Source organism: Agromyces sp. CCNWLW203 (assembly GCF_036576125.1).
In the GTDB taxonomy this organism is placed as follows: domain Bacteria; phylum Actinomycetota; class Actinomycetes; order Actinomycetales; family Microbacteriaceae; genus Agromyces.
Genome location: NZ_JAZHYX010000003.1, coordinates 250,094 through 268,501 on the forward strand (window position 1 = coordinate 250,094; position 18,408 = coordinate 268,501).

Annotated in this window: 18 protein-coding genes; 4 read left to right on the plus strand and 14 right to left on the minus strand. The window is 68.7% G+C overall.

Annotated features, from left to right (window positions below; translation table 11 throughout):
* Positions 1-2: 2 nt before the first annotated feature.
* A complete protein-coding gene (locus VPH61_RS09315) occupies positions 3-968 on the minus strand; it encodes a helix-turn-helix transcriptional regulator (protein ID WP_332063221.1) in 966 nt (321 codons plus the stop codon).
* 62 nt (positions 969-1,030) lie between these two features.
* On the opposite strand from VPH61_RS09315, the gene VPH61_RS09320 reads away from it, so the two are divergent.
* Positions 1,031-2,167: an epoxide hydrolase family protein gene (locus VPH61_RS09320; protein WP_332063222.1), complete on the plus strand. Its 1,137-nt coding sequence runs from the start codon at positions 1,031-1,033 to the stop codon at positions 2,165-2,167.
* A gap of 45 nt (positions 2,168-2,212) precedes the next feature.
* Here VPH61_RS09320 and dxs read toward each other — a convergent pair whose 3' ends face one another.
* From dxs to dut, 5 genes are all read right to left on the minus strand, one after another.
* Positions 2,213-4,162 (minus strand): 1-deoxy-D-xylulose-5-phosphate synthase, encoded by a 1,950-nt coding sequence (dxs, locus tag VPH61_RS09325; protein ID WP_332063223.1) that lies wholly within the window; start codon positions 4,160-4,162, stop codon positions 2,213-2,215.
* Positions 4,163-4,291: 129 nt separating this feature from the next.
* Positions 4,292-7,102, minus strand: a complete 2,811-nt coding sequence (gene acnA, locus VPH61_RS09330; protein ID WP_332063224.1) for an aconitate hydratase AcnA — start codon at positions 7,100-7,102, stop codon at positions 4,292-4,294.
* A 156-nt stretch (positions 7,103-7,258) separates the two neighbouring features.
* Positions 7,259-8,068: a DUF3159 domain-containing protein gene (locus VPH61_RS09335; protein ID WP_332063225.1), complete on the minus strand. Its 810-nt coding sequence runs from the start codon at positions 8,066-8,068 to the stop codon at positions 7,259-7,261.
* A gap of 5 nt (positions 8,069-8,073) precedes the next feature.
* Positions 8,074-8,694 carry a DUF3710 domain-containing protein gene (locus VPH61_RS09340; protein ID WP_332063226.1) on the minus strand — a complete coding sequence of 207 codons (621 nt, stop codon included), beginning with the start codon at positions 8,692-8,694 and terminating at the stop codon, positions 8,074-8,076.
* Positions 8,691-9,149, minus strand: coding sequence for a dUTP diphosphatase (gene dut, locus VPH61_RS09345; protein ID WP_332063227.1), 459 nt, complete (start codon positions 9,147-9,149; stop codon positions 8,691-8,693). The genes VPH61_RS09340 and dut overlap by 4 nt, the downstream gene beginning before the upstream one ends.
* A 38-nt stretch (positions 9,150-9,187) precedes the next feature.
* On the opposite strand from dut, the gene VPH61_RS09350 reads away from it, so the two are divergent.
* Positions 9,188-9,652 (plus strand): DUF3093 domain-containing protein, encoded by a 465-nt coding sequence (locus tag VPH61_RS09350; protein WP_332063228.1) that lies wholly within the window; start codon positions 9,188-9,190, stop codon positions 9,650-9,652.
* Here VPH61_RS09350 and VPH61_RS09355 read toward each other — a convergent pair.
* A complete protein-coding gene (locus tag VPH61_RS09355) occupies positions 9,649-9,942 on the minus strand; it encodes a DUF4193 domain-containing protein (RefSeq protein WP_056009399.1) in 294 nt (97 codons plus the stop codon). The genes VPH61_RS09350 and VPH61_RS09355 overlap by 4 nt on opposite strands.
* A 195-nt stretch (positions 9,943-10,137) precedes the next feature.
* Here VPH61_RS09355 and sepH point away from each other — a divergent pair, with 195 nt between their 5' ends.
* Complete coding sequence (gene sepH, locus VPH61_RS09360; protein WP_332063229.1) at positions 10,138-11,202, plus strand: septation protein SepH; 1,065 nt, start codon at positions 10,138-10,140, stop codon at positions 11,200-11,202.
* A 100-nt stretch (positions 11,203-11,302) separates the two neighbouring features.
* On the plus strand, positions 11,303-11,593 hold the full coding sequence (locus VPH61_RS09365) for a DUF6504 family protein (protein ID WP_442879082.1): 291 nt from the start codon (positions 11,303-11,305) through the stop codon (positions 11,591-11,593).
* On the opposite strand, the gene VPH61_RS09370 is transcribed toward VPH61_RS09365, so the two are convergent.
* From VPH61_RS09370 to tig, 7 genes are all read right to left on the minus strand, one after another.
* The gene (locus VPH61_RS09370; RefSeq protein WP_332063408.1) at positions 11,594-12,838 is read right to left on the minus strand and encodes a benzoate/H(+) symporter BenE family transporter; all 1,245 of its coding nucleotides are present in this window, start codon (positions 12,836-12,838) and stop codon (positions 11,594-11,596) included.
* Positions 12,839-12,864: 26 nt separating this feature from the next.
* Positions 12,865-14,142, minus strand: coding sequence for an ATP-dependent Clp protease ATP-binding subunit ClpX (clpX, locus tag VPH61_RS09375; protein ID WP_332063230.1), 1,278 nt, complete (start codon positions 14,140-14,142; stop codon positions 12,865-12,867).
* 113 nt (positions 14,143-14,255) lie between these two features.
* Positions 14,256-15,011: an AAA family ATPase gene (locus tag VPH61_RS09380; protein ID WP_332063231.1), complete on the minus strand. Its 756-nt coding sequence runs from the start codon at positions 15,009-15,011 to the stop codon at positions 14,256-14,258.
* 11 nt (positions 15,012-15,022) lie between these two features.
* Positions 15,023-15,691 carry an ATP-dependent Clp protease proteolytic subunit gene (locus VPH61_RS09385; RefSeq protein WP_332063232.1) on the minus strand — a complete coding sequence of 223 codons (669 nt, stop codon included), beginning with the start codon at positions 15,689-15,691 and terminating at the stop codon, positions 15,023-15,025.
* 27 nt (positions 15,692-15,718) lie between these two features.
* Positions 15,719-16,303, minus strand: a complete 585-nt coding sequence (locus VPH61_RS09390) for an ATP-dependent Clp protease proteolytic subunit (protein ID WP_056650900.1) — start codon at positions 16,301-16,303, stop codon at positions 15,719-15,721.
* 73 nt (positions 16,304-16,376) lie between these two features.
* Positions 16,377-16,859, minus strand: coding sequence for a tetratricopeptide repeat protein (locus VPH61_RS09395; RefSeq protein ID WP_332063233.1), 483 nt, complete (start codon positions 16,857-16,859; stop codon positions 16,377-16,379).
* Positions 16,860-16,930: 71 nt separating this feature from the next.
* Entirely contained in the window at positions 16,931-18,403 is a 1,473-nt protein-coding gene (tig, locus tag VPH61_RS09400; protein ID WP_332063234.1) for a trigger factor, read from the minus strand.
* Positions 18,404-18,408 lie beyond the last annotated feature (5 nt).

The window sequence follows — 18,408 nt, forward strand, 5'->3', positions numbered from 1 at the left end:
CCTCATGTCGCGGACGCGTTGCCCGCCGCGCGACGGAACCGCGTCGCGAGACGGCCGAACGCCACTGCGAGCTCGTCTCCCTCGATCACCTCGATGTCGACATCGAACTGCGTCAGCCACAGCGCGAGCAGATGCGGATCGTCGGAGCCCATCTCGACAAGGCAGGTGGATTCGTCGACCACCTCGATGTCGACGGGGATGGGGACGACCTTCGCGGCGAACTCGGCTGCTGAGGCATGCACGAGCAGGCGCGCCCGGTACTTCCAGGCCGCCGTGCTGACCCGTTCGACGACGTGCTCCACGACGAGATCCTCGGGGATCATCCGTGGCCGGAACCGCGCACCCGTCGGCGCATGGGGAGTCATGCGGTCGACACGGAAGACCCTCCAGTCGTCGCGATCGAGATCCCACGCGAGCAGGTACCAGAGCGGGCCCCAACTCACCAGCCGCTGCGGCTCGACATGGCGCGCGCCTTCACCGCCGTCACGCTTCGTGTATCCGAAACGGAACCGTTCGTGACCGCGGATCGCGGTGGCCACCGCCCCGAGCGCTGCGAGATCGAGCGGCGGATCGGCACTGGGAACGGCGCTCGTCGCCTCTCGTACGGCCTCCACGCGCCGTCGCAGGTGCGAGGGCAGCACCTGCTCGAGCTTCGCAAGCGCCGTGAGTGACGTCTCTTCGACGCCGAGCCGGCGAGTCGCGACCGCGCCCAATCCGACCGCGACGGCCACTGCCTCATCGCCGTCCAGCAGGAGCGGCGGCATCGTCGTGCCGGCGCCCAGCCTGTACCCGCCCATGACGCCGGGGCGTGCGTCGACGGGGTACCCGAGCGACCGCAGCTTGCCGATGTCGGTGCGCACCGTCCTCGTGCTCACGTCGAGCCGGTCGGAGAGCTCGGAGCTCGTCCAGTCGCGCTTCACCTGCAGCAACGAGAGCAGTTCGAGCAGACGCGCCGAGGTCTCCAGCATCTCTCGATCATCTCAGTAATCGCGGAAGGGAACCTGCCGCATTACTTGCCAGGGTGGGTGTCATGAACGAGAACACCGCACTCACCCCCTTCCGCATCGACATCCCGCAGGCCGACGTCGACGACCTGCGGAGCCGGCTGGCGCACGCACGCTGGCCGCTGCCCGTGCCGGGCCGCGATGATCGCGATGACTTCAGCCGCGGCATCCCGCTGCCCTACCTGAAAGAGCTCGCCGAGTACTGGCGCGACGAGTTCGACTGGCGTACCCAGGAGGCGGGGCTCAGCCGCTTCGAGCAGTTCACGACGGTCGTCGACGGCCAGACGTTCCACTTCGTGCACGCGCGATCGGATAACCCGGAAGCCACCGCGCTGATGCTCCACCACGGCTGGCCTGGCTCGTTCGCCGAGTACCGGCGACTCATCCCGCTCCTGACCGACGAGTTCCACGTGGTCATCCCGTCGATGCCCGGGTTCGGATTCTCAACCCCGCTGTCGGCGACCGGTTGGGAACTGGCACGCACGACGGAGGCCTATGCCGAGATCATGACGCGCCTCGGCTACGAGCGATTCGCCGTCCACGGCACCGACATCGGGTCGGGGATCGCCGGCCGCCTCGCGGCCGTCCACCCCGAGCGCGTCATCGGCATGCACCTCGGCGTCGACCGCCTGGTGCTCGGACTCGTCGGCGTGAAGTTTCCCGCGCCCGACGACCTCTCGGGCGACGAGATCGACCAGCTCGAGGCGATGCATGCCGCGAGTGCGGCCGAGCGCGGATATCTCGAGATGCACAACCACCGACCCGACACGATCGGCGCGGCGCTCACCGACTCCCCGATCGGCCTGCTCGCGTGGATCGCCGAGAAGTTCAAGACGAGGACCGACAGCGGTCACCGGGTGCCGGCCGTCGATCGCGACGAACTCCTCACGGGCATCAGCCTGTACTGGTTCACCCGCAGCGGCGCGTCGAGCGTGCAGTTCTACTACGAGGCCGAGCACTCCGGGCTCGACATCGTCATGGCTGGCGCGGTGCCGTCGGGATGGGCCGTGTTCGACGCCCATCCGCTCGTTCGCCGCACCATGGACCCGTGGAATGCGATCGGCCACTGGAACGAGTTCACCGAAGGCGGCCACTTCCCGGCGATGGAGGAGCCGGAACTGCTCGCTGGCGACATCCGGCGCTTCGTCCACGGCGTTTCCTGACCTCGCCCGAGGTCAGGCGGGTGCCGCGCGCCGTGCGACGCGACGTCAGACGCGCGGCTGCGGGCGCGTGTCGGTCGAGACGCCCGCATCGGCGCCGGCGCCGCGCGCGTGCGGCAGCTTCGAGCCGAGCACCATGGCGGTGACGTCGCGTGCGATGTGCTGCGGCGTGAGGCCGACGCGCTCGAGGATGTCGCCGCGCGAGCCGTGGTCGAGGAACTCGTCGGGCAGGCCGAGCTCGGTCACCGCCGTGTCGACGCCGGCCTCGCGCAGGTCTTGCCGGATGCGCGTGCCGATGCCGCCGACGCGGATGCCGTCTTCGATGCTGACGACGAGGCGGTGCTCCGCAGCGAGATCCATGATGCTGCGCGGCACGGGAACGACCCAGCGGGGGTCGACCACGGTGGCGCTGATGCCCTGCGCCTCGAGGCGCTCGGCGACCTGGAGACCGGTCTCGGCCATCGGGCCGACCGTGACGATCAGCACGTCCTTGCGCTCGGATTCTGCGAGCACGTCGACGCCGTCGTGGGTGCGGCGCACGGCGTCGAAGTCGACGCCGACCGTGCCCTTCGGGAAGCGGATGACGGTGGGCGCGTCGTCGACGGCGACGGCCTCGCCGAGCTCTTCGACGAGACGCACCGAGTCACGCGGCGCTGCGATGCGGATGCCGGGCACGACCTGCAGGATAGAGAGATCCCAGACGCCGTGGTGGCTCGGGCCGTCGGGGCCCGTGACCCCGGCGCGGTCGAGCACGAAGGTGACGCCGGCCTTGTGCAGCGCGACATCCATGAGCACCTGGTCGAAGGCCCGATTGATGAACGTCGCGTAGACGGCGACGACCGGGTGCAGGCCACCGAAGGCGAGACCGGCAGCGGATGTCGCGGCGTGCTGTTCGGCGATGCCGACGTCGAACACGCGGCTCGGGAACCGCTCGGCCATTCGGTGCAGGCCGGTCGGGCGGAGCATCGCCGCGGTGATGCCCACGAGACGATCGTTGCCCTCGGCGAGGTGCACGAGCTCGTCGGCGAAGACGCTCGTCCACGACGGCGCCGACGCTGTCTCGAGCGACTCCCCGGTCTCGGGGTCGATCTGGCCGACGGCGTGGAACTGGTCGGCCGCGTCGCGCAGGGCGGGCTCGTACCCTCGCCCCTTGTCGGTGATCGCGTGCACGATGACCGGCGCGCCGTAGTCTCTCGCCTGTCGGAGGGCCTCCTCCATGGCGTGCTCGTCATGCCCGTCGATCGGCCCGATGTACTTGATGTCGAGGTTCGAATACAGGGCCTCGTTGTTGGTGAAGCGGGCGAGGAACCCATGCAGACCGCCGCGGACACCGCGATAGAGCGCCCTGGCCGGCGCGCCCATGCGATCGAACGCGCGACGGCTCGAGAGGTGCAGGTTGCGATAGGTCTGCTTCGTGCGAACGGTGTTCAGGAACCGTGCCATGCCACCGATCGTCGGGGCGTACGAGCGACCGTTGTCGTTGACGACGACGATGAGCTTGCGCGTGTTGTCGTCGGAGATGTTGTTCAGCGCCTCCCACGTCATGCCGCCCGTGAGCGCCCCATCGCCGACGACGGCGATGACATGCCGGTCGTGCTGGCCGGTCATCTCGAAGGCCTTGGAGATGCCGTCGGCCCACGACAGCGAGCTCGAGGCGTGGGAGCTCTCGACGATGTCATGCTCGGACTCGGACCGCTGCGGGTAGCCCGCGAGGCCGCCCGTCTTGCGGATCGTGGAGAGGTCGCGTCGCCCGGTGAGGAGCTTGTGCACGTACGACTGGTGCCCGGTGTCGAAGACGACGGCATCGCGCGGCGACTCGAACACCCGGTGGATCGCGATCGTGAGTTCGACGACGCCGAGGTTCGGCCCGAGATGGCCACCCGTCTTCGAGACGGACTCGACGAGGTACTCGCGGATCTCGCGCGCCAACTGGTCGACCTGTTCGGGACTCAGCGCGTCGAGATCACGAGGTCCCGAAATGGTCTCGAGCAGGGTCATGCAATTGCCTCCGAAGGGTTGCGGGCGATGCCGCTGAACGGGACGAGTCTACGCCGGGCTTGCTGCGAAGCCGGGCAGAGAAGGGGGCGATCGGCAAGATGCCGACCGCCCCGAATCTCTGTGCGCGTACTAGACGAGCGAACGCAGCACGTACTGCAGAATGCCGCCGTTGCGGTAGTAGTCGGCTTCACCCGGCGTGTCGATGCGAACGACCGCATCGAACTCGACCGTCTGCTTGCCGGCCGGCGAGTGCTCGCTCGGCGCTGCGACGACGTGAACCGTGTTCGGGGTGACGCCCTCGTTCAGCTGCTCGAGCCCCGAGATCGAGACGACCTCGGTGCCGTCGAGACCGAGCGACGCCCAGCTCTCGCCCGCAGGGAACTGCAGCGGCACGACGCCCATGCCGATGAGGTTCGAGCGGTGGATGCGCTCGAAGCTCTCGGTGATGACGGCCTTGACGCCGAGGAGGCTCGTGCCCTTGGCCGCCCAGTCGCGCGACGAGCCCGAGCCGTACTCCTTGCCGCCGAAGATGACGAGCGGGGTGCCCTGGGCCTGGTAGTTCTGGCTCGCGTCGTAGATGAACGACTGCGGCGCATCGGCCTGCGTGAAGTCGCGCGTGTAGCCGCCCTCGACACCGTCGAGGAGCTGGTTCTTCAGGCGGATGTTCGCGAACGTGCCACGGATCATGATCTCGTGGTTGCCGCGACGCGACCCGTAGGAGTTGAAGTCCTTGCGGTCGACGCCGTGCTCGGTCAGGTAGCGGCCGGCGGGGCTGTCGGCCTTGATGTTGCCGGCGGGGCTGATGTGGTCGGTCGTGACCGAGTCGCCGAGCTTGGCGAGCACGCGGGCTCCGGCGATGTCGGAGACCGGGGTGGTCTCCATGGTCATGCCATCGAAGTACGGGGGCTTCCGCACGTAGGTCGACGCCTCGTCCCACTCGAAGACCGAGCCTTCAGGGGTCTGCAGCGAACGCCAGCGCTCGTCGCCCTCGAACACGCTCGCGTACTGGTGCGTGAACATGTCGGTGTTGATCGAGGTGTCGATCGTGTGCTGCACCTCGGCGGCGTCGGGCCAGATGTCCTTCAGGAAGACGTCGTTGCCGTCGGTGTCCTTGCCGAGCGAGTCGACCTCGAAGTCGAAGTTCATCGAGCCGGCGAGGGCGTACGCGATCACGAGCGGCGGGCTCGCGAGGTAGTTCATCTTCACGTCGGGGTTGATGCGACCCTCGAAGTTGCGGTTGCCCGAGAGCACCGCGGTGACGGCGAGGTCGGAGTCGTTGACCGCGGCCGAGATCTCGTCGAGCAGCGGACCCGAGTTGCCGATGCAGGTGGTGCACCCGTAGCCCACCGTGTAGAAGCCGAGGGCTTCGAGGTCGTCGGTAAGGCCGGCCTTCTCGTAGTAGTCGGTGACGACCTTCGACCCGGGGGCCAGCGTGGTCTTGACCCACGGCTTGGCCTTCAGGCCCTTCTTCGCCGCGTTGCGGGCGAGGAGGCCGGCGGCGAGCATGACCGACGGGTTCGAGGTGTTGGTGCACGAGGTGATCGCCGCGATCGCGACGGCGCCGTGGTCGAGCACGAACCGCTCACCGGTGCCGAGCGTGACATCCGTCGGCTTCGTGGCCGTCGCCGGAGCGTGGCTCTTGTGGTGGTGCTCGTGCTGGCTGTACTCGTCTTCGGGCGAGTTGCCGGGCGGGTCGGAGGCCGGGAAGGACTCGGCGCCCTCGAGGTCGACCAGGTCGTGGTCGACGGTCGCGTAGTTCAGGAGGTCCTTCTCGAAGGCGCTCTTGGACTCGGAGAGCTCGATGCGGTCTTGGGGACGCTTCGGGCCGGCGATCGAGGGAACGACGGTCGAGAGGTCGAGCTCGATGTACTCGCTGAACTCGGGCTCGCTGTCGGCGTCGTGCCAGAGCTTCTGCACCTTGGAGTACGCCTCGACCAGGGCGATCTGCTCGTCGCTGCGGCCGGTGAGGCGCAGGTAGTCGAGGGTCACGTCGTCGATGGGGAACATCGCGGCGGTCGAGCCGAACTCGGGGCTCATGTTGCCGATGGTGGCGCGGTTGGCGAGCGGCACGGAGGCCACACCGGAGCCGTAGAACTCGACGAACTTGCCGACCACGCCGTGCTTGCGCAGCATGTCGGTGATCGTGAGGACGACGTCGGTCGCGGTGACGCCCGTGGGGATCGCGCCCGAGAGCTTGAAGCCGACGACCTTGGGGATGAGCATCGACACGGGCTGGCCGAGCATGGCCGCCTCTGCCTCGATGCCGCCGACGCCCCAGCCGAGCACGCCGAGGCCGTTGACCATCGTGGTGTGCGAGTCGGTGCCGACGCAGGTGTCGGGGTAGGCGCGGAGCACGCCGTCGACCGTGCGCGTGAAGGTGACCTTCGCGAGGTGCTCGATGTTCACCTGGTGCACGATGCCGGTGCCCGGCGGCACGACCTTGAAGTCGTCGAAGGCGGTCTGGCCCCAGCGGAGGAACTGGTAGCGCTCGCCGTTGCGCTCGTACTCGATCTCGACGTTGCGCTCGAGCGCGTTCTCGGTGCCGAAGAGGTCGGCGATCACGGAGTGGTCGATGACCATCTCGGCGGGTGCGAGCGGGTTGATCTTGTTGGGGTCGCCGCCGAGGGCGACGACCGCCTCGCGCATCGTGGCGAGGTCGACGATGCAGGGAACACCGGTGAAGTCCTGCATGACCACGCGCGCCGGCGTGAACTGGATCTCGGTGTCGGGCTCGGCGGTGGGAACCCACGAGCCGAGCGCCTCGATCTGCTCCTTCGTGACGTTCTTGCCGTCTTCGGTGCGCAGGAGATTCTCGAGCAGCACCTTGAGGCTGAACGGAAGCTTCTCGTGCCCCGGCACGGTGTCGAGTCGGAAGATCTCGTAGGACTCATCACCGACGCGGAGCGTGTCCTTCGCCCCGAAACTGTTCACTGCAGACACGATGTCCTCTCCTTCGCGGATGCCGCCGGACATGCAGGCGGCACTCCATCTTCTCCGTCAGACATGGGGCTGTTCCAGCAAGGGTAACCTAAGCCACTCGCCCGCCGACAGGCCTCGCACGGTGTGCGGATTTATCTTGACGTCGAGATAACTCTATCACTCGCCGGAGCGAGCGGACGACGGATAGACCGCCCGGACGACGAGCCAGGAGAAGACCAGCACGAGGGCGTACAGCGGCACGCCCATGAGCAGGCGCATGGCGCCGAGCGCCTCGACGTTGTCGACGAGGTAGAAGGGCAGCTGCACCGCGAGGCGCGCGACGAACAGGCCGATCCAGACGAGCGTGAGGAACTGGGCGGCGCGGTACTTGCGCTTGTCCTGCTTCCACGCGACACCGTCGCCCATGAGGAATCCGACGATCAGGCCGATCGCGGGCCAGCGCACGAACAGCGAGACGGTGAGGGCGAGGGCGTACGCGGCGTTCGTGTAGAAGCCGATCACGTAGTTGTCGCGGGCGTCGCCCGACCAGAGCGCGAGGGCTGCCGAGGCGAGCACGCCGATGAGGCCGGCAATGGCCTGGGTCGGCTGTCCCTTCGTCACGAGGCGGACGATCGTGAAGACCACGGCGAGGCCGACGGATGCCACGAGCGCGGGCACGAGCGCCGCCTGCGGGTCTTGGCCGGCGAAGCTCGTGAGCCCGCTGTAGACGACGAGGAAGACGAGGCCCGGCAGCAGCGCCTCGAGGATGCCGCGCACGCCGCCGACGGCGACGAGGAGATCGCGTCCGCTCAGCTTCTCGTCGCGCGCGAGCGCGCCGAGGCCGCTCTTCTCGGCGGCGGCGGCGAACTGGCGACCGAACTCACCGGCCGTGCTGCCGGTCTCGGCGTCGCCATCGACCGGACGCTGCGCCGCGGCATCCGCTCGCTCGCCCTCGTCGGGGCGCGGCGAACCGTCGGCGTTCGTCATCGCGGTCACACCGTGGGCGCGCCCGCGGAGGACGCGGGCATGCGCAGCGGAATGAGGTCGCGCGGCGGCATCGGCGTGCTGCCGCGCACCACGACGATCGAACGGAAGAGGTCTTCGACCTTGACTGCTGCGGCGGGGTCGACCGCGGCCTCGCCGGCGATGACGCCGCGGAGGAACCAGCGGGGCCCGTCGACGCCGATGAAGCGAGCGAGGCGCATCTGCCCCGGCTGCCCCTCGCCTGCTGCGACGGGGATCTGCGCCAGCAGCTCGGGCCCGAAGGTGCCCTCGCGAACGGTGGTCGAGCCGCCCTGACGCGCGATCTGGTCGGCGATCTGGGCGCGGATCTCGTGCCACAGGCCACTCGACCGCGGCGCGGCGAAGGGCTGCACCTGCAGCGTCGAGTTCGCGTAGTCGAGGCCGATCGCGACGACGCGCTTCGTGCCCTCCTCGACCTCGAGGCGGAGGTGGAGTCCGTCGCGCGGCAGCACCTTGACCCCGCCGAGGTCGACGTACGGGCGAACGGGGTTCGCCTCGGCCTCGTCGAAGGGACCCGCCTCTGCGCGGTCTTCGGGGGCGGACTTTGGCTGTTCGGCGGGGATGTCGCCGCCGGTTTCGATGTCGCTCATGCGTTCACTCCTGACTTGTGCTCCCCGAGACCGGTGGAGCCGAATCCTGCCTCGCCGCGCAGGCTCCCGGGCAGCCGCTCGACCTCGACGAATCGAGCGCGGCTCACCGGCATCACGACGATCTGGGCGATGCGGTCGCCGACCTCGATCGTGTGCGCCTCGCGGGCGTCGGTATTCAACAGTGCGACCTTGATCTCGCCGCGGTAGCCGGCATCGACGGTGCCGGGCGCATTGACGATCGTGATGCCGTGCTTGAAGGCCAGGCCCGAGCGCGGCACCACGAAGGCGACGTAGCCGTCGGGCAGGGCGATCGCGACGCCGGTGCCGACCGTGGCGCGTTCGCCGGGGCCGAGCACGACGGACTCGGAAGCGTGGAGATCGGCGCCCGCGTCGCCCGGATGGGCGTAGTTCGGCACGCGTTCAGCAGTGATCAGCACATCGACGGAATCGGTCACTGTTCGAGGGTAGTGCAGAAGTCTGGTCGAATAGAGCCATGCCCGACTACCGCGAGAAACTCTGGCCGACGCCCTGGATCTACGTCGTCAGCCTGCTGCTGATCCCCTCCAGCATCCTGGTCCTCGCGCCCGTCTCGATGCCCGCCGGCATCGCGACCGGCGTGATCCTCTACGGCGCGACGGTCGCAGCGCTCAGCATCACCGCGCCGGTCGTCGAGGTGGCGGACGGTCGCCTCCGCGCGGGTCGCGCCTCGATCTCCCTGGCCGACACGGGCGTCGCGACCGGGGCGACGGATGCCGCGGCTCGCGTCGAACGCGGCACGGGTCTCGACGCACGGGCGTTCCTCGTGATCCGCGGCTGGGTGGCGCCCGTCGTGCGGGTGCCGATCACCGACCCGTCGGATCCGACGCCGTACTGGCTCGTCTCGACGCGTCATCCGAAAGAACTGGCCGCCGCGATCAATGGATCGCGACGGCCTGAAGGTACCGAGCCTGGCGCCTAGGAGGCGCACTCCAAGCAGATCGGTCCGAGCTTCGTCTCGTGGTCCATCTGCGAACGGTGCTTCACGAGGAAGCAGTTCACGCAGGTGAACTCGTCCGCCTGAGGCGGAAGCACCACGACGTCGAGTTCGACGTCGGAGAGATCGGCACCAGCGAGGTCGAACCCGCCGGGGTTATCGGCGTCATCGACATCCACTACGCCCGACATCTTGTCGGGGACGCGCTCCTTGAGGGCCTCGATCGACTCGGAGTCGTCTTCGGTCTTCCTCGGTGCGTCGTAATCCGTTGCCATTCCCATCCATTTCTTCATCGCCGATGATTCGGCGGCCATAGTCTGCATCAAATCGGTGGCGTTAGCAAACCACTTTCGCAGCGTTTCCACAGCTGCTCCCTGCTCAACTTCCGGCGCGCCCGTCCTATTCCCACGAGCACCCGCCCCGGCATGGCATCCTTGGGCGGAGACGAAAGCACGGAAGGGCTTGTCGCGATGCAAGAACTCAAGGTAATCGGAGTCGAGAACGGCGCGTTGCTCGCCGCTTCCGACGACGGAGCACGCTTCCGGATCGAGATCGACGAGGTGCTGCAATCTCGCATCCGTCAGGCGCAACCCGAGCAGCACACCGGGCCGAAACCCTCGCCGCGCGAGGTGCAGGCCCACATCCGCGCCGGCATGTCGGCCGAAGAGGTCGCACAGGTCACCGGCGCCTCCATCGACTACATCCGCCGATTCGAGGGACCGGTGCTCGCCGAGCGCGAACACATGGTGACATCAGCCCTCGCCGTTCCCGTGCACGTGACACCCGAGTCCGAGGCCGCCGACGAGCAGCCCTCGTTCGGCGGCGTCATCCGCGAGCGGCTCGCACAGCTCAGCGCCCACGGCGAACGCTGGGCGAGCTGGAAGGACGAGGAGCGCGGCTGGATCATCAAGCTCGAGTTCACCGCCGAGACCATCGACCACGATGCCCGCTGGAGCTTCGAGCCCCGCAAGCAGGCGCTGCAGCCGCTGAACTCCGAGGCGATCACGCTCTCGCAGCAGGGCGAGATGAAGGGCGGGCTCATCCCCCGCCTCCGCGCCGTCGGTCCCGAGTCCGAGGAGTCCCGTTTCGACAGCGGTGCCTTCACCTTCGAAGAGCCCGAGCACGGCGACTTCGACACGGCGCCTCACCTGGAGCCGCTTCCGTACGCACGCACCCCCCAGGCATCGAGCCCGGCGGTGGCACGCGCGGCGATCAAGCGAGCGGATGAGCCGAAGCAGACGCTCGGAGAGACCGCCGACCTGCTCGAGGCCCTGCGCCGCCGGCGCGGCGAACGCGAGGCCGCGGTCGGCGAGCCCGAGCGCCAGCCGGCGACTCCCACTCCGGCGCCCGTGCAAGAGACCCCGGAGCTCGAGCAGCCCGACGAGAAGCCCGGCACCGCCGCGCGCAGTATCTGGGGTGGCAAGGGCGTCTCGAGCACCACCAATGCCCGTGGCAGCTCGAAGAAGGGCCGCGCGTCGATGCCGAGCTGGGACGAGATCGTCTTCGGCGCCCGCACCGACGACGATCTGGCCTGAGCCGAACGCAACCGTCGAACGCCGCCGTGCTCCATGCACGGCGGCGTTTCGCATGCGGGAACTCGATGCTACGATTCGAACATACATTCGAATCGGTGAGGTGCCCATGTCGCTCGTGCAGGAGTACGTCGAGCTGTGGACGAGCGACGACGGCCGCCCCGAGCGACTCGTGTGGCGGGCCCGCCGTTTCCGTGTGAGCGATACGCCCACCACCCTCGTCGGCCCGTGCGACTGGTGGGCGCCGGTCGCGCACTACGACGTGTCGCCCGGGCGCCCGCCCCTGCAGATCAGTGGATGGCGGTTCCAGGCGAGTGCCGACGACGGCGAGACCCACGTGTTCGACGTGCAACGACGCGACGACCGCTGGCAGCTCCTGCGGGTCTACGACTGATCAGGCGGGCTCGGGGTCGCGATCATGCTCGTCGTCGCCCACGTGGGGTGCTGAGGGCTCGGGAGAGGGCGCTTGGGAGGGCGCCTGCCCGCCAGGTGCCGGTGTGCTTCGGCCGAGCCAGAGCATGAGCACCCCGCCGACGACGAGGCCCCAGAATGCGGAGCCGATGCCGATCACGGCGACCCCCGACGCGGTGACGAGGAACGTGCCGATCGCCGTGATGCGCTGACGAGGGTCTTCGAGCGCGCCCGTCAGCGAGGTGACCATGGCTCCGAGCAATGCCAGCCCGGCGACCGCGGTGATGATGATCGGCGGCGACGCCTGCACGACGGCGGCCGCGAGACCTGCGCCGGCGCCCAGCACGAGGTAGACGATGCCCGAGGTGAAGGTCGCCACCCAGCGTCGTCGCGGATCGGCGTTCGACTCGGGGCTTGCCATGATCGCCGCCGTGATCGCCGCGAGGTTCAACGCATGCCCACCGGCGAACGCCGCGCCCACCGAGGCCACGCCCGAGGCGACCAGCACGGGCCGCGGCGCGAGGCGGTAGCCGAACGTCGACATCACGGCGAAGCCGGGCACGTTCTGCCCCGCCATCGTCACGATGAAGAGCGGGAGGCCGAGGCTCACGATCACGAACGGGTCGAAGACCGGAGCGACGAACTGGAGCTGCGGCCGGACCGCCTCGCTCGCAAGCACCGCGGGCCCCGCCAGCACGGCGATGCCGATCACTGCGACGAGCATCGCCGCGGGCACGGCCCAGCGCGGCGCGAGACGCGCGAGCAGCAGCCAGACGAGCACCATGGGCACGGCGATCGCCGGCTGCTCGACCGCGGCGAACACCGGCGCCACGCAGATCGGGAACAGGATGCCGGCGAGCATCGCACTCGCGATCGGCTTCGGGATGCTCGTGATCGCCCGGCCGAGGGCCGGCCAGAGGCCCGCGAGCACGATGAGCACGCCGCACACGATGAACGCGCCGATTGCAGCAGCGAACTGCTGCGTCGTTGCAGCCGCCGCCACGAGCAGCGCCGCGCCCGGCGTCGACCAGGCGAACGAGACCGGCATGCGCGTCGCGAGCGGGAGCACGATGCAGAGGAGGCCGGTGGCGATGCAGAGCGCGAAGAGCCCGGAAGCCGCCTGCGTCTCGGTCGCGCCGACGGCGACGAGGCCCGCGATCACGAGCGCGAACGAGCTCGCGAACCCGGTGATGGCCGCGATGACGCCCGCGACAACGGTGTGGAAGATGGGCGGCGCTCGCTCTCGGGGCCCGGTTACGCCGACTTCTCGGTGCGACGCTGCTTCGTGTGCGGCACGATCGTCGGCGCGGCGTTGTCGAGCACCGCTGCCTTCGTGACGACCACACGCGCGACGCCCGTCGAGGAGGGCACCTCGAACATGATCGGTCCGAGCACCTCCTCCATGATGGCGCGGAGCCCACGGGCACCCGTCTGGCGCAGCACCGCGAGGTCGGCGATCGCCTGCAGCGCCTCCTCCTCGAAGTCGAGCTCCACCCCGTCGAGCTCGAACATTCGCTGGTACTGACGGACGAGCGCGTTGCGCGGCACGGTGAGGATCTCCATGAGCGCATCCCGGTCGAGCGGCATGACCGTCGCGACGACCGGGAGCCGACCGATGAACTCGGGGATGAGACCGAACTTGTGGAGGTCTTCAGGGAGGACCTCGCTGAAGATGTCGGCTTCCTCTTCCTTGTTGTGCAGCGGCGCACCGAAGCCGATTCCACGCTTGCCTGCTCGCGAGGAGATGATGTCCTCGAGGCCGGCGAAGGCGCCGGCGACGATGAACAGCACGTTCGTCGTGTCGATCTGGATGAATTCCTGATGCGGGTGCTTGCGGCCGCCCTGCGGCGGCACCGACGCGACCGTGCCCTCGAGGATCTTCAGCAGCGCCTGCTGCACGCCTTCGCCGGAGACATCCCTCGTGATCGACGGGTTCTCGGCCTTGCGCGCGATCTTATCGATCTCGTCGATGTAGATGATGCCCGTCTCGGCGCGCTTCACGTCGAAGTCGGCCGCCTGGATGAGCTTCAGCAGGATGTTCTCGACGTCTTCGCCGACGTAGCCGGCCTCGGTCAACGCGGTGGCGTCGGCGACGGCGAACGGCACGTTCAGCTGCTTCGCGAGCGTCTGTGCGAGGTAGGTCTTGCCGCAGCCGGTGGGGCCGATCAGCAGGATGTTGGACTTCGAGAGCTCGACATCGTCGCGGGCGTCGGCCGAGGTCAGGGCGGTGCGGGCGCGCACGCGCTTGTAGTGGTTGTAGACCGCGACGGCGAGCGCCTTCTTCGCGGCCTCCTGGCCGATCACGTACTCCTCGAGGTAGCCGAAGATCTCCTTCGGCTTGGGCAGCTCGAACTCGCCGGCCTCGGTCTCGCCGGCCTCGGCGAGACGCTCCTCGATGATCTCGTTGCAGAGCTCCACGCACTCGTCGCAGATGTAGACGCCGGGTCCGGCGATGAGCTGCTGCACCTGCTTCTGGCTCTTTCCGCAGAACGAGCACTTGAGCAGGTCGGCGCTCTCTCCGATGCGTGCCATCGAAACCCTCCCTGTCGACGAGTCTGTTCCGAGCCTAGCCCGAGATCGGGCCGATCGAGGGTAGCGCGCGGGATTCGACACGCTCGGCCGTTCGCGGGCCGCGAACCGGGACCTCAGTCGAGGAGGTGGCGGAGGTAGCGCCGCGGATCGTCGAGGTACCCGCGCCAGTGCGAGACGAGCTCGAGGTCGTCCCAGGCGGTCTCGCGGATGCCCCACTCCCCCAGTTCGAGGATCGTCGCACCTGGCACGGACGCGAGCACCGGCGAGTGCGTCGCGCAGATGATCTGCGTGCCACGGGCGACCATGCGGTCGAGGCCGGAGATCCATCCGAGGATCGACGAGAACGAGAGCGCGGCCTCGGGCTCGTCGAGGCACACGAGGCCGGCACGGTAGCGCGGGTGGTTCAGCTTGTTGTCGAGGAGGTCGTTGAACGATTCGCCGTGACTGAGCGAGTGCAGGTGCCGATCGGGGCTGTCGGGCAGGGCCTCGAGGTAGCTGTAGTAGCCGTGCATCGTCTCGGAACGGAGGAAGAACCCCCACCGCGGCGCCGATGGGCTGCGCTCGATGCGCAACCACTCGGCGAGCGGCGACTCGCTCGGCCGGGTCGTCGTGCCCCCGTTGCTGCTGCCGCCCTCGGGCGGCAGCCCGTAGGCCGTCGCGATGCCCTCGAGCAGCGTCGACTTGCCGCTGCCGTTCTCGCCCACGAGGAACGTCAGCCCGGGAGCGAACTCGAGGCCGCCGTCGCCGATCAGCTGGTCGATCGCCGGAATGCTCGCCGGCCAGGCGACACGATCGATCGCGGCAGCCGGAGACAGCGAAACGCGGCGGATGGCGCGGCTGTCGTTCAGCCGGTCATCCGCCGCGTTCACGGTGCAGCGAGCTATCGCGCGATCGCCGGGAGGCTCTTGCGGGAGCTGAGCACCTGGTCGATGAGACCGTACTCGAGCGCCTCGGCCGCCGACAGGATCTTGTCGCGGTCGATGTCGGTGTGCACCTGTTCGGGCGTGCGGTTCGAGTGACGCGAGAGCGTCTCTTCGAGCCACGAGCGCATGCGCATGATCTCGGCGGCCTGGATCTCGATGTCGGACGCCTGGCCGTGACCCGCTTCGCCCATGGCGGGCTGGTGGATCAGCACGCGGGCGTTCGGCAGCGCGAGGCGCTTGCCGGGCGTGCCGGCCGCGGCGATGACCGCAGCGGCCGAGGCCGCCTGGCCGAGCACGACCGTCTGGATCTGCGGACGGATGTACTGCATCGTGTCGTAGATCGCCGTCATGGCCGTGAAGGAGCCGCCGGGCGAGTTGATGTAGAGGATGATGTCGCGGTCGGGGTCCATCGACTCCAGCACGAGCAGCTGCGCCATGATGTCGTCGGCCGACGCGTCGTCGACCTGCACGCCGAGGAAGATGATGCGGTCCTCGAAGAGCTTGGCGTAGGGGTCTTGACGCTTGTAGCCGTAGGCCGTGCGCTCTTCGAAGCTCGGCAGGATGTAGCGCGAGCCCGGTGCCTGCACGCCGTTGAAGGCGGTGCCACCGAAAGCGGGGATGTTCATTCGCTCGTTCTCTCTTCTCTCGAGTGCCTACGCCTGGGTTCCGCCGCCGCCGGCGACGTCGAGTGCCGATTCGCGGATGTGGTCGACGAAGCCGTACTCGAGGGCCTCCTGCGCGTTGAACCAGCGGTCGCGGTCGCCGTCGGCGTTGATCTGCTCGACGGTCTTGCCCGTCTGCGCCGCGGTGATCTCGGCGAGTCGCTTCTTCATGTCGAGGATGAGCTGCGCCTGCGTCTGGATGTCGCTCGCGGTGCCGCCGAAGCCGCCGTGCGGCTGGTGCAGCAGCACGCGGGCGTTCGGGGTGATGTACCGCTTGCCCTTCGTGCCGGCCGTCAGGAGCAGCTGGCCCATGGAGGCGGCCATGCCGATGCCGACGGTGACGATGTCGTTGGGCACGAACTGCATGGTGTCGTAGATCGCCATGCCCGCCGTGATCGACCCGCCGGGCGAGTTCACGTAGAGGTAGATGTCTTTCTTGGCATCTTCAGCGGCGAGCAGCAGCAGCTTCGCTGCGATCTCGTTCGCGTTGTCGTCGCGCACCTCGGAGCCAAGCCAGATGATGCGGTCCTTCAGCAGTCGATCGAAAACACCGGTGCCTGGTGTCGGTTCGGCCATGTGTCGCTCCGTTTCCGTTGTCGCGTTCACTCGAATCTATCCGGTGCAACGCGCGTGAACGGGGCTGTTCGCCCTAGGCGGATGCCGCGAGCTCCGCAGCGTATGCGGCGAGCGACACCCGGTACCGCGGCAGGTGCGGTGCGAGGGCGGCGAGGGCCTCGGATGCCGCGAGCCGCGCGTCGCCCGCATCGACCCTCGCGAGCGCGCGGAAGGCGACGACGGCGTCGTGCAGCTCACCGGCCTCTGGCTCGATCGCGTCGAGCAGCGCGATGGACTCGAGCGGCCGCCCGAGGTTGCGGATCGTCGAGGCGAGCTGCACGTGAGCCTGCACGCGTTCGGAGCCGGTGAGCCCGCCCGCGATGGCCTGCCGGTACAGCGGCTCCGCTTCGGCCTCGAGACCGGCCGAGTCTCGGGCGCCCGCTCGCTCGAACAGCGCGAGCGGATCGCCCGCCGGCCGCTCGACCGCGAGGGCGTCGATGCGGCGGATCACCTCGGCGTCACCGAGTTCGTCAGCCGACGCCCAGACGGCGTCGACGCGGTCCTGCCAGTCGCTCATGCGCGTATCTCTCGTGAATGCAGGAGGGGCCGGGCGAAACGCCCGGCCCCTCCTGTCGAAACGATGCTCGATTACTCGGCGTCGGCCTTCTTGGCCGCACGCTTCTTCGGCGCGGGCTTCTCGGCTGCGTCGGCTGCGGCCTCGTCGGTCGCTGCTGCCTTCTTCGGCGCGCGCTTCTTCGGCGCGGGCTTCTCGGCGGCCTCGGCCTCTTCGACGATCTCTTCTGCCTCGTCGACGATCTCTGCCTCGGCTTCAGCCTCGGCGCCGGCGACGGCGGTGAACTCGGAGAGGTCGACGGGCTTGCCCGCGGCATCCGACACCTTCGCCTTGCCGAGCGCGATCGCGAGCGCCTTGTTGCGCGCGACCTCGCCGACCATGGCGGGGATCTGGTTGTTCTGGCTGAGGATCTGCACGAACTCGTTCGGGTCCATGCCGTACTGGGCTGCGCCCTGCACGAGGTACTGGGTCAGCTCGTCCTGGCTGACCTGGACCTTCTCGGCCTCGGCGATCGTGTCGAGCAGGATCTGCGTCTTGAACGCCTTCTCGCTCGACACGGCGACCTCTGCGCGGTGCTCGTCGTCTTCGAGGCGGTTCTCGTTCTCGAGGTGACGGTGCACCTCGTCGTCGATGACGGCCTGCGCGACGGGAACCTCGACGAGCTCGAGGAGCTTGTCGACGAGGAGGTCGCGGGCCTGGCTGCCCTGACCGAACGACTTGTTGCGGGCGACCTGCTCCTTGAGGCTGTCGGTCAGCTCGGCGAGCGTGTCGAACTCGCTCGCGATCTGCGCGAAGTCGTCGTCGGCTGCGGGGAGCTCGCGCTCCTTCACGGCGGAGACGGTGACGGTGATCTCCGCGGTCTCGCCCTCGTGGTCGCCGCCCAGGAGCTTCGACGCGAAGGTGGTGGTCTCGCCGGCGGAGAGCGTGTCGAGGGCCTCGTCGATGCCCTCGATGAGGTCGCCGGAGCCGAGCTCGTACGAGATGCCGCTGGCCGTGTCGACCTCGGCCTCTTCGATCTTGGCGACGAGGTCGAGGGTCACGAAGTCGCCGGTCTTGGCGGGGCGGTCGACCGTGATGAGCGTGCCGAAACGGCTGCGCAGACGGTCGAGCTCTTCGGCGACCTCGTCATCGGCGACCTCGACGGAGTCGACCGTGAGCTCGATGCCGTCGTAGGCGGGCAGCTCGATCTCGGGGCGCACGTCGACCTCGATCGCGAGCAGCAGATCGCCCGTGAAGTCCTTGTCGCTGGGCCACTCGACGATGTCGGCCTCGGGCCGGCCGAGGGGGCGCAGCTCGTGCTCGGCGACGGCGGCACGGTAGAACCCGTCGAGGCCCTCGTTGACGGCGTGCTCGAGCACGGCGCCCTTGCCGACGCGCTGGTCGACGATGGGCGGCGGCACCTTGCCCTTGCGGAAACCGGGCACGTTGATCTGCTCGGCGATGTGCTCGTACGCGTGGGCGATGCTGGGCTTCAGCTCCTCGGGCGTCACCGAGATGGTGAGCTTGGCGCGAGTGGGGCTCAGCTTCTCAACCGAAGTGGTCGGCATGTGGA

Bases quoted from the DNA above. Each gene is read 5' to 3' on its own strand.
- VPH61_RS09315 (WP_332063221.1), bottom strand. From the start codon at position 968: ATGCTGGAGACCTCGGCGCGTCTGCTCGAACTGCTCTCGTTGCTGCAG.
- VPH61_RS09320 (WP_332063222.1), top strand. From the start codon at position 1,031: ATGAACGAGAACACCGCACTCACCCCCTTCCGCATCGACATCCCGCAG.
- dxs (WP_332063223.1), bottom strand. From the start codon at position 4,162: ATGACCCTGCTCGAGACCATTTCGGGACCTCGTGATCTCGACGCGCTG.
- VPH61_RS09335 (WP_332063225.1), bottom strand. From the start codon at position 8,068: ATGACGAACGCCGACGGTTCGCCGCGCCCCGACGAGGGCGAGCGAGCG.
- VPH61_RS09340 (WP_332063226.1), bottom strand. From the start codon at position 8,694: ATGAGCGACATCGAAACCGGCGGCGACATCCCCGCCGAACAGCCAAAG.
- VPH61_RS09350 (WP_332063228.1), top strand. From the start codon at position 9,188: ATGCCCGACTACCGCGAGAAACTCTGGCCGACGCCCTGGATCTACGTC.
- VPH61_RS09355 (WP_056009399.1), bottom strand. From the start codon at position 9,942: ATGGCAACGGATTACGACGCACCGAGGAAGACCGAAGACGACTCCGAG.
- sepH (WP_332063229.1), top strand. From the start codon at position 10,138: ATGCAAGAACTCAAGGTAATCGGAGTCGAGAACGGCGCGTTGCTCGCC.
- clpX (WP_332063230.1), bottom strand. From the start codon at position 14,142: ATGGCACGCATCGGAGAGAGCGCCGACCTGCTCAAGTGCTCGTTCTGC.
- VPH61_RS09385 (WP_332063232.1), bottom strand. From the start codon at position 15,691: ATGAACATCCCCGCTTTCGGTGGCACCGCCTTCAACGGCGTGCAGGCA.
- VPH61_RS09390 (WP_056650900.1), bottom strand. From the start codon at position 16,303: ATGGCCGAACCGACACCAGGCACCGGTGTTTTCGATCGACTGCTGAAG.
- VPH61_RS09395 (WP_332063233.1), bottom strand. From the start codon at position 16,859: ATGAGCGACTGGCAGGACCGCGTCGACGCCGTCTGGGCGTCGGCTGAC.
- tig (WP_332063234.1), bottom strand. From the start codon at position 18,403: ATGCCGACCACTTCGGTTGAGAAGCTGAGCCCCACTCGCGCCAAGCTC.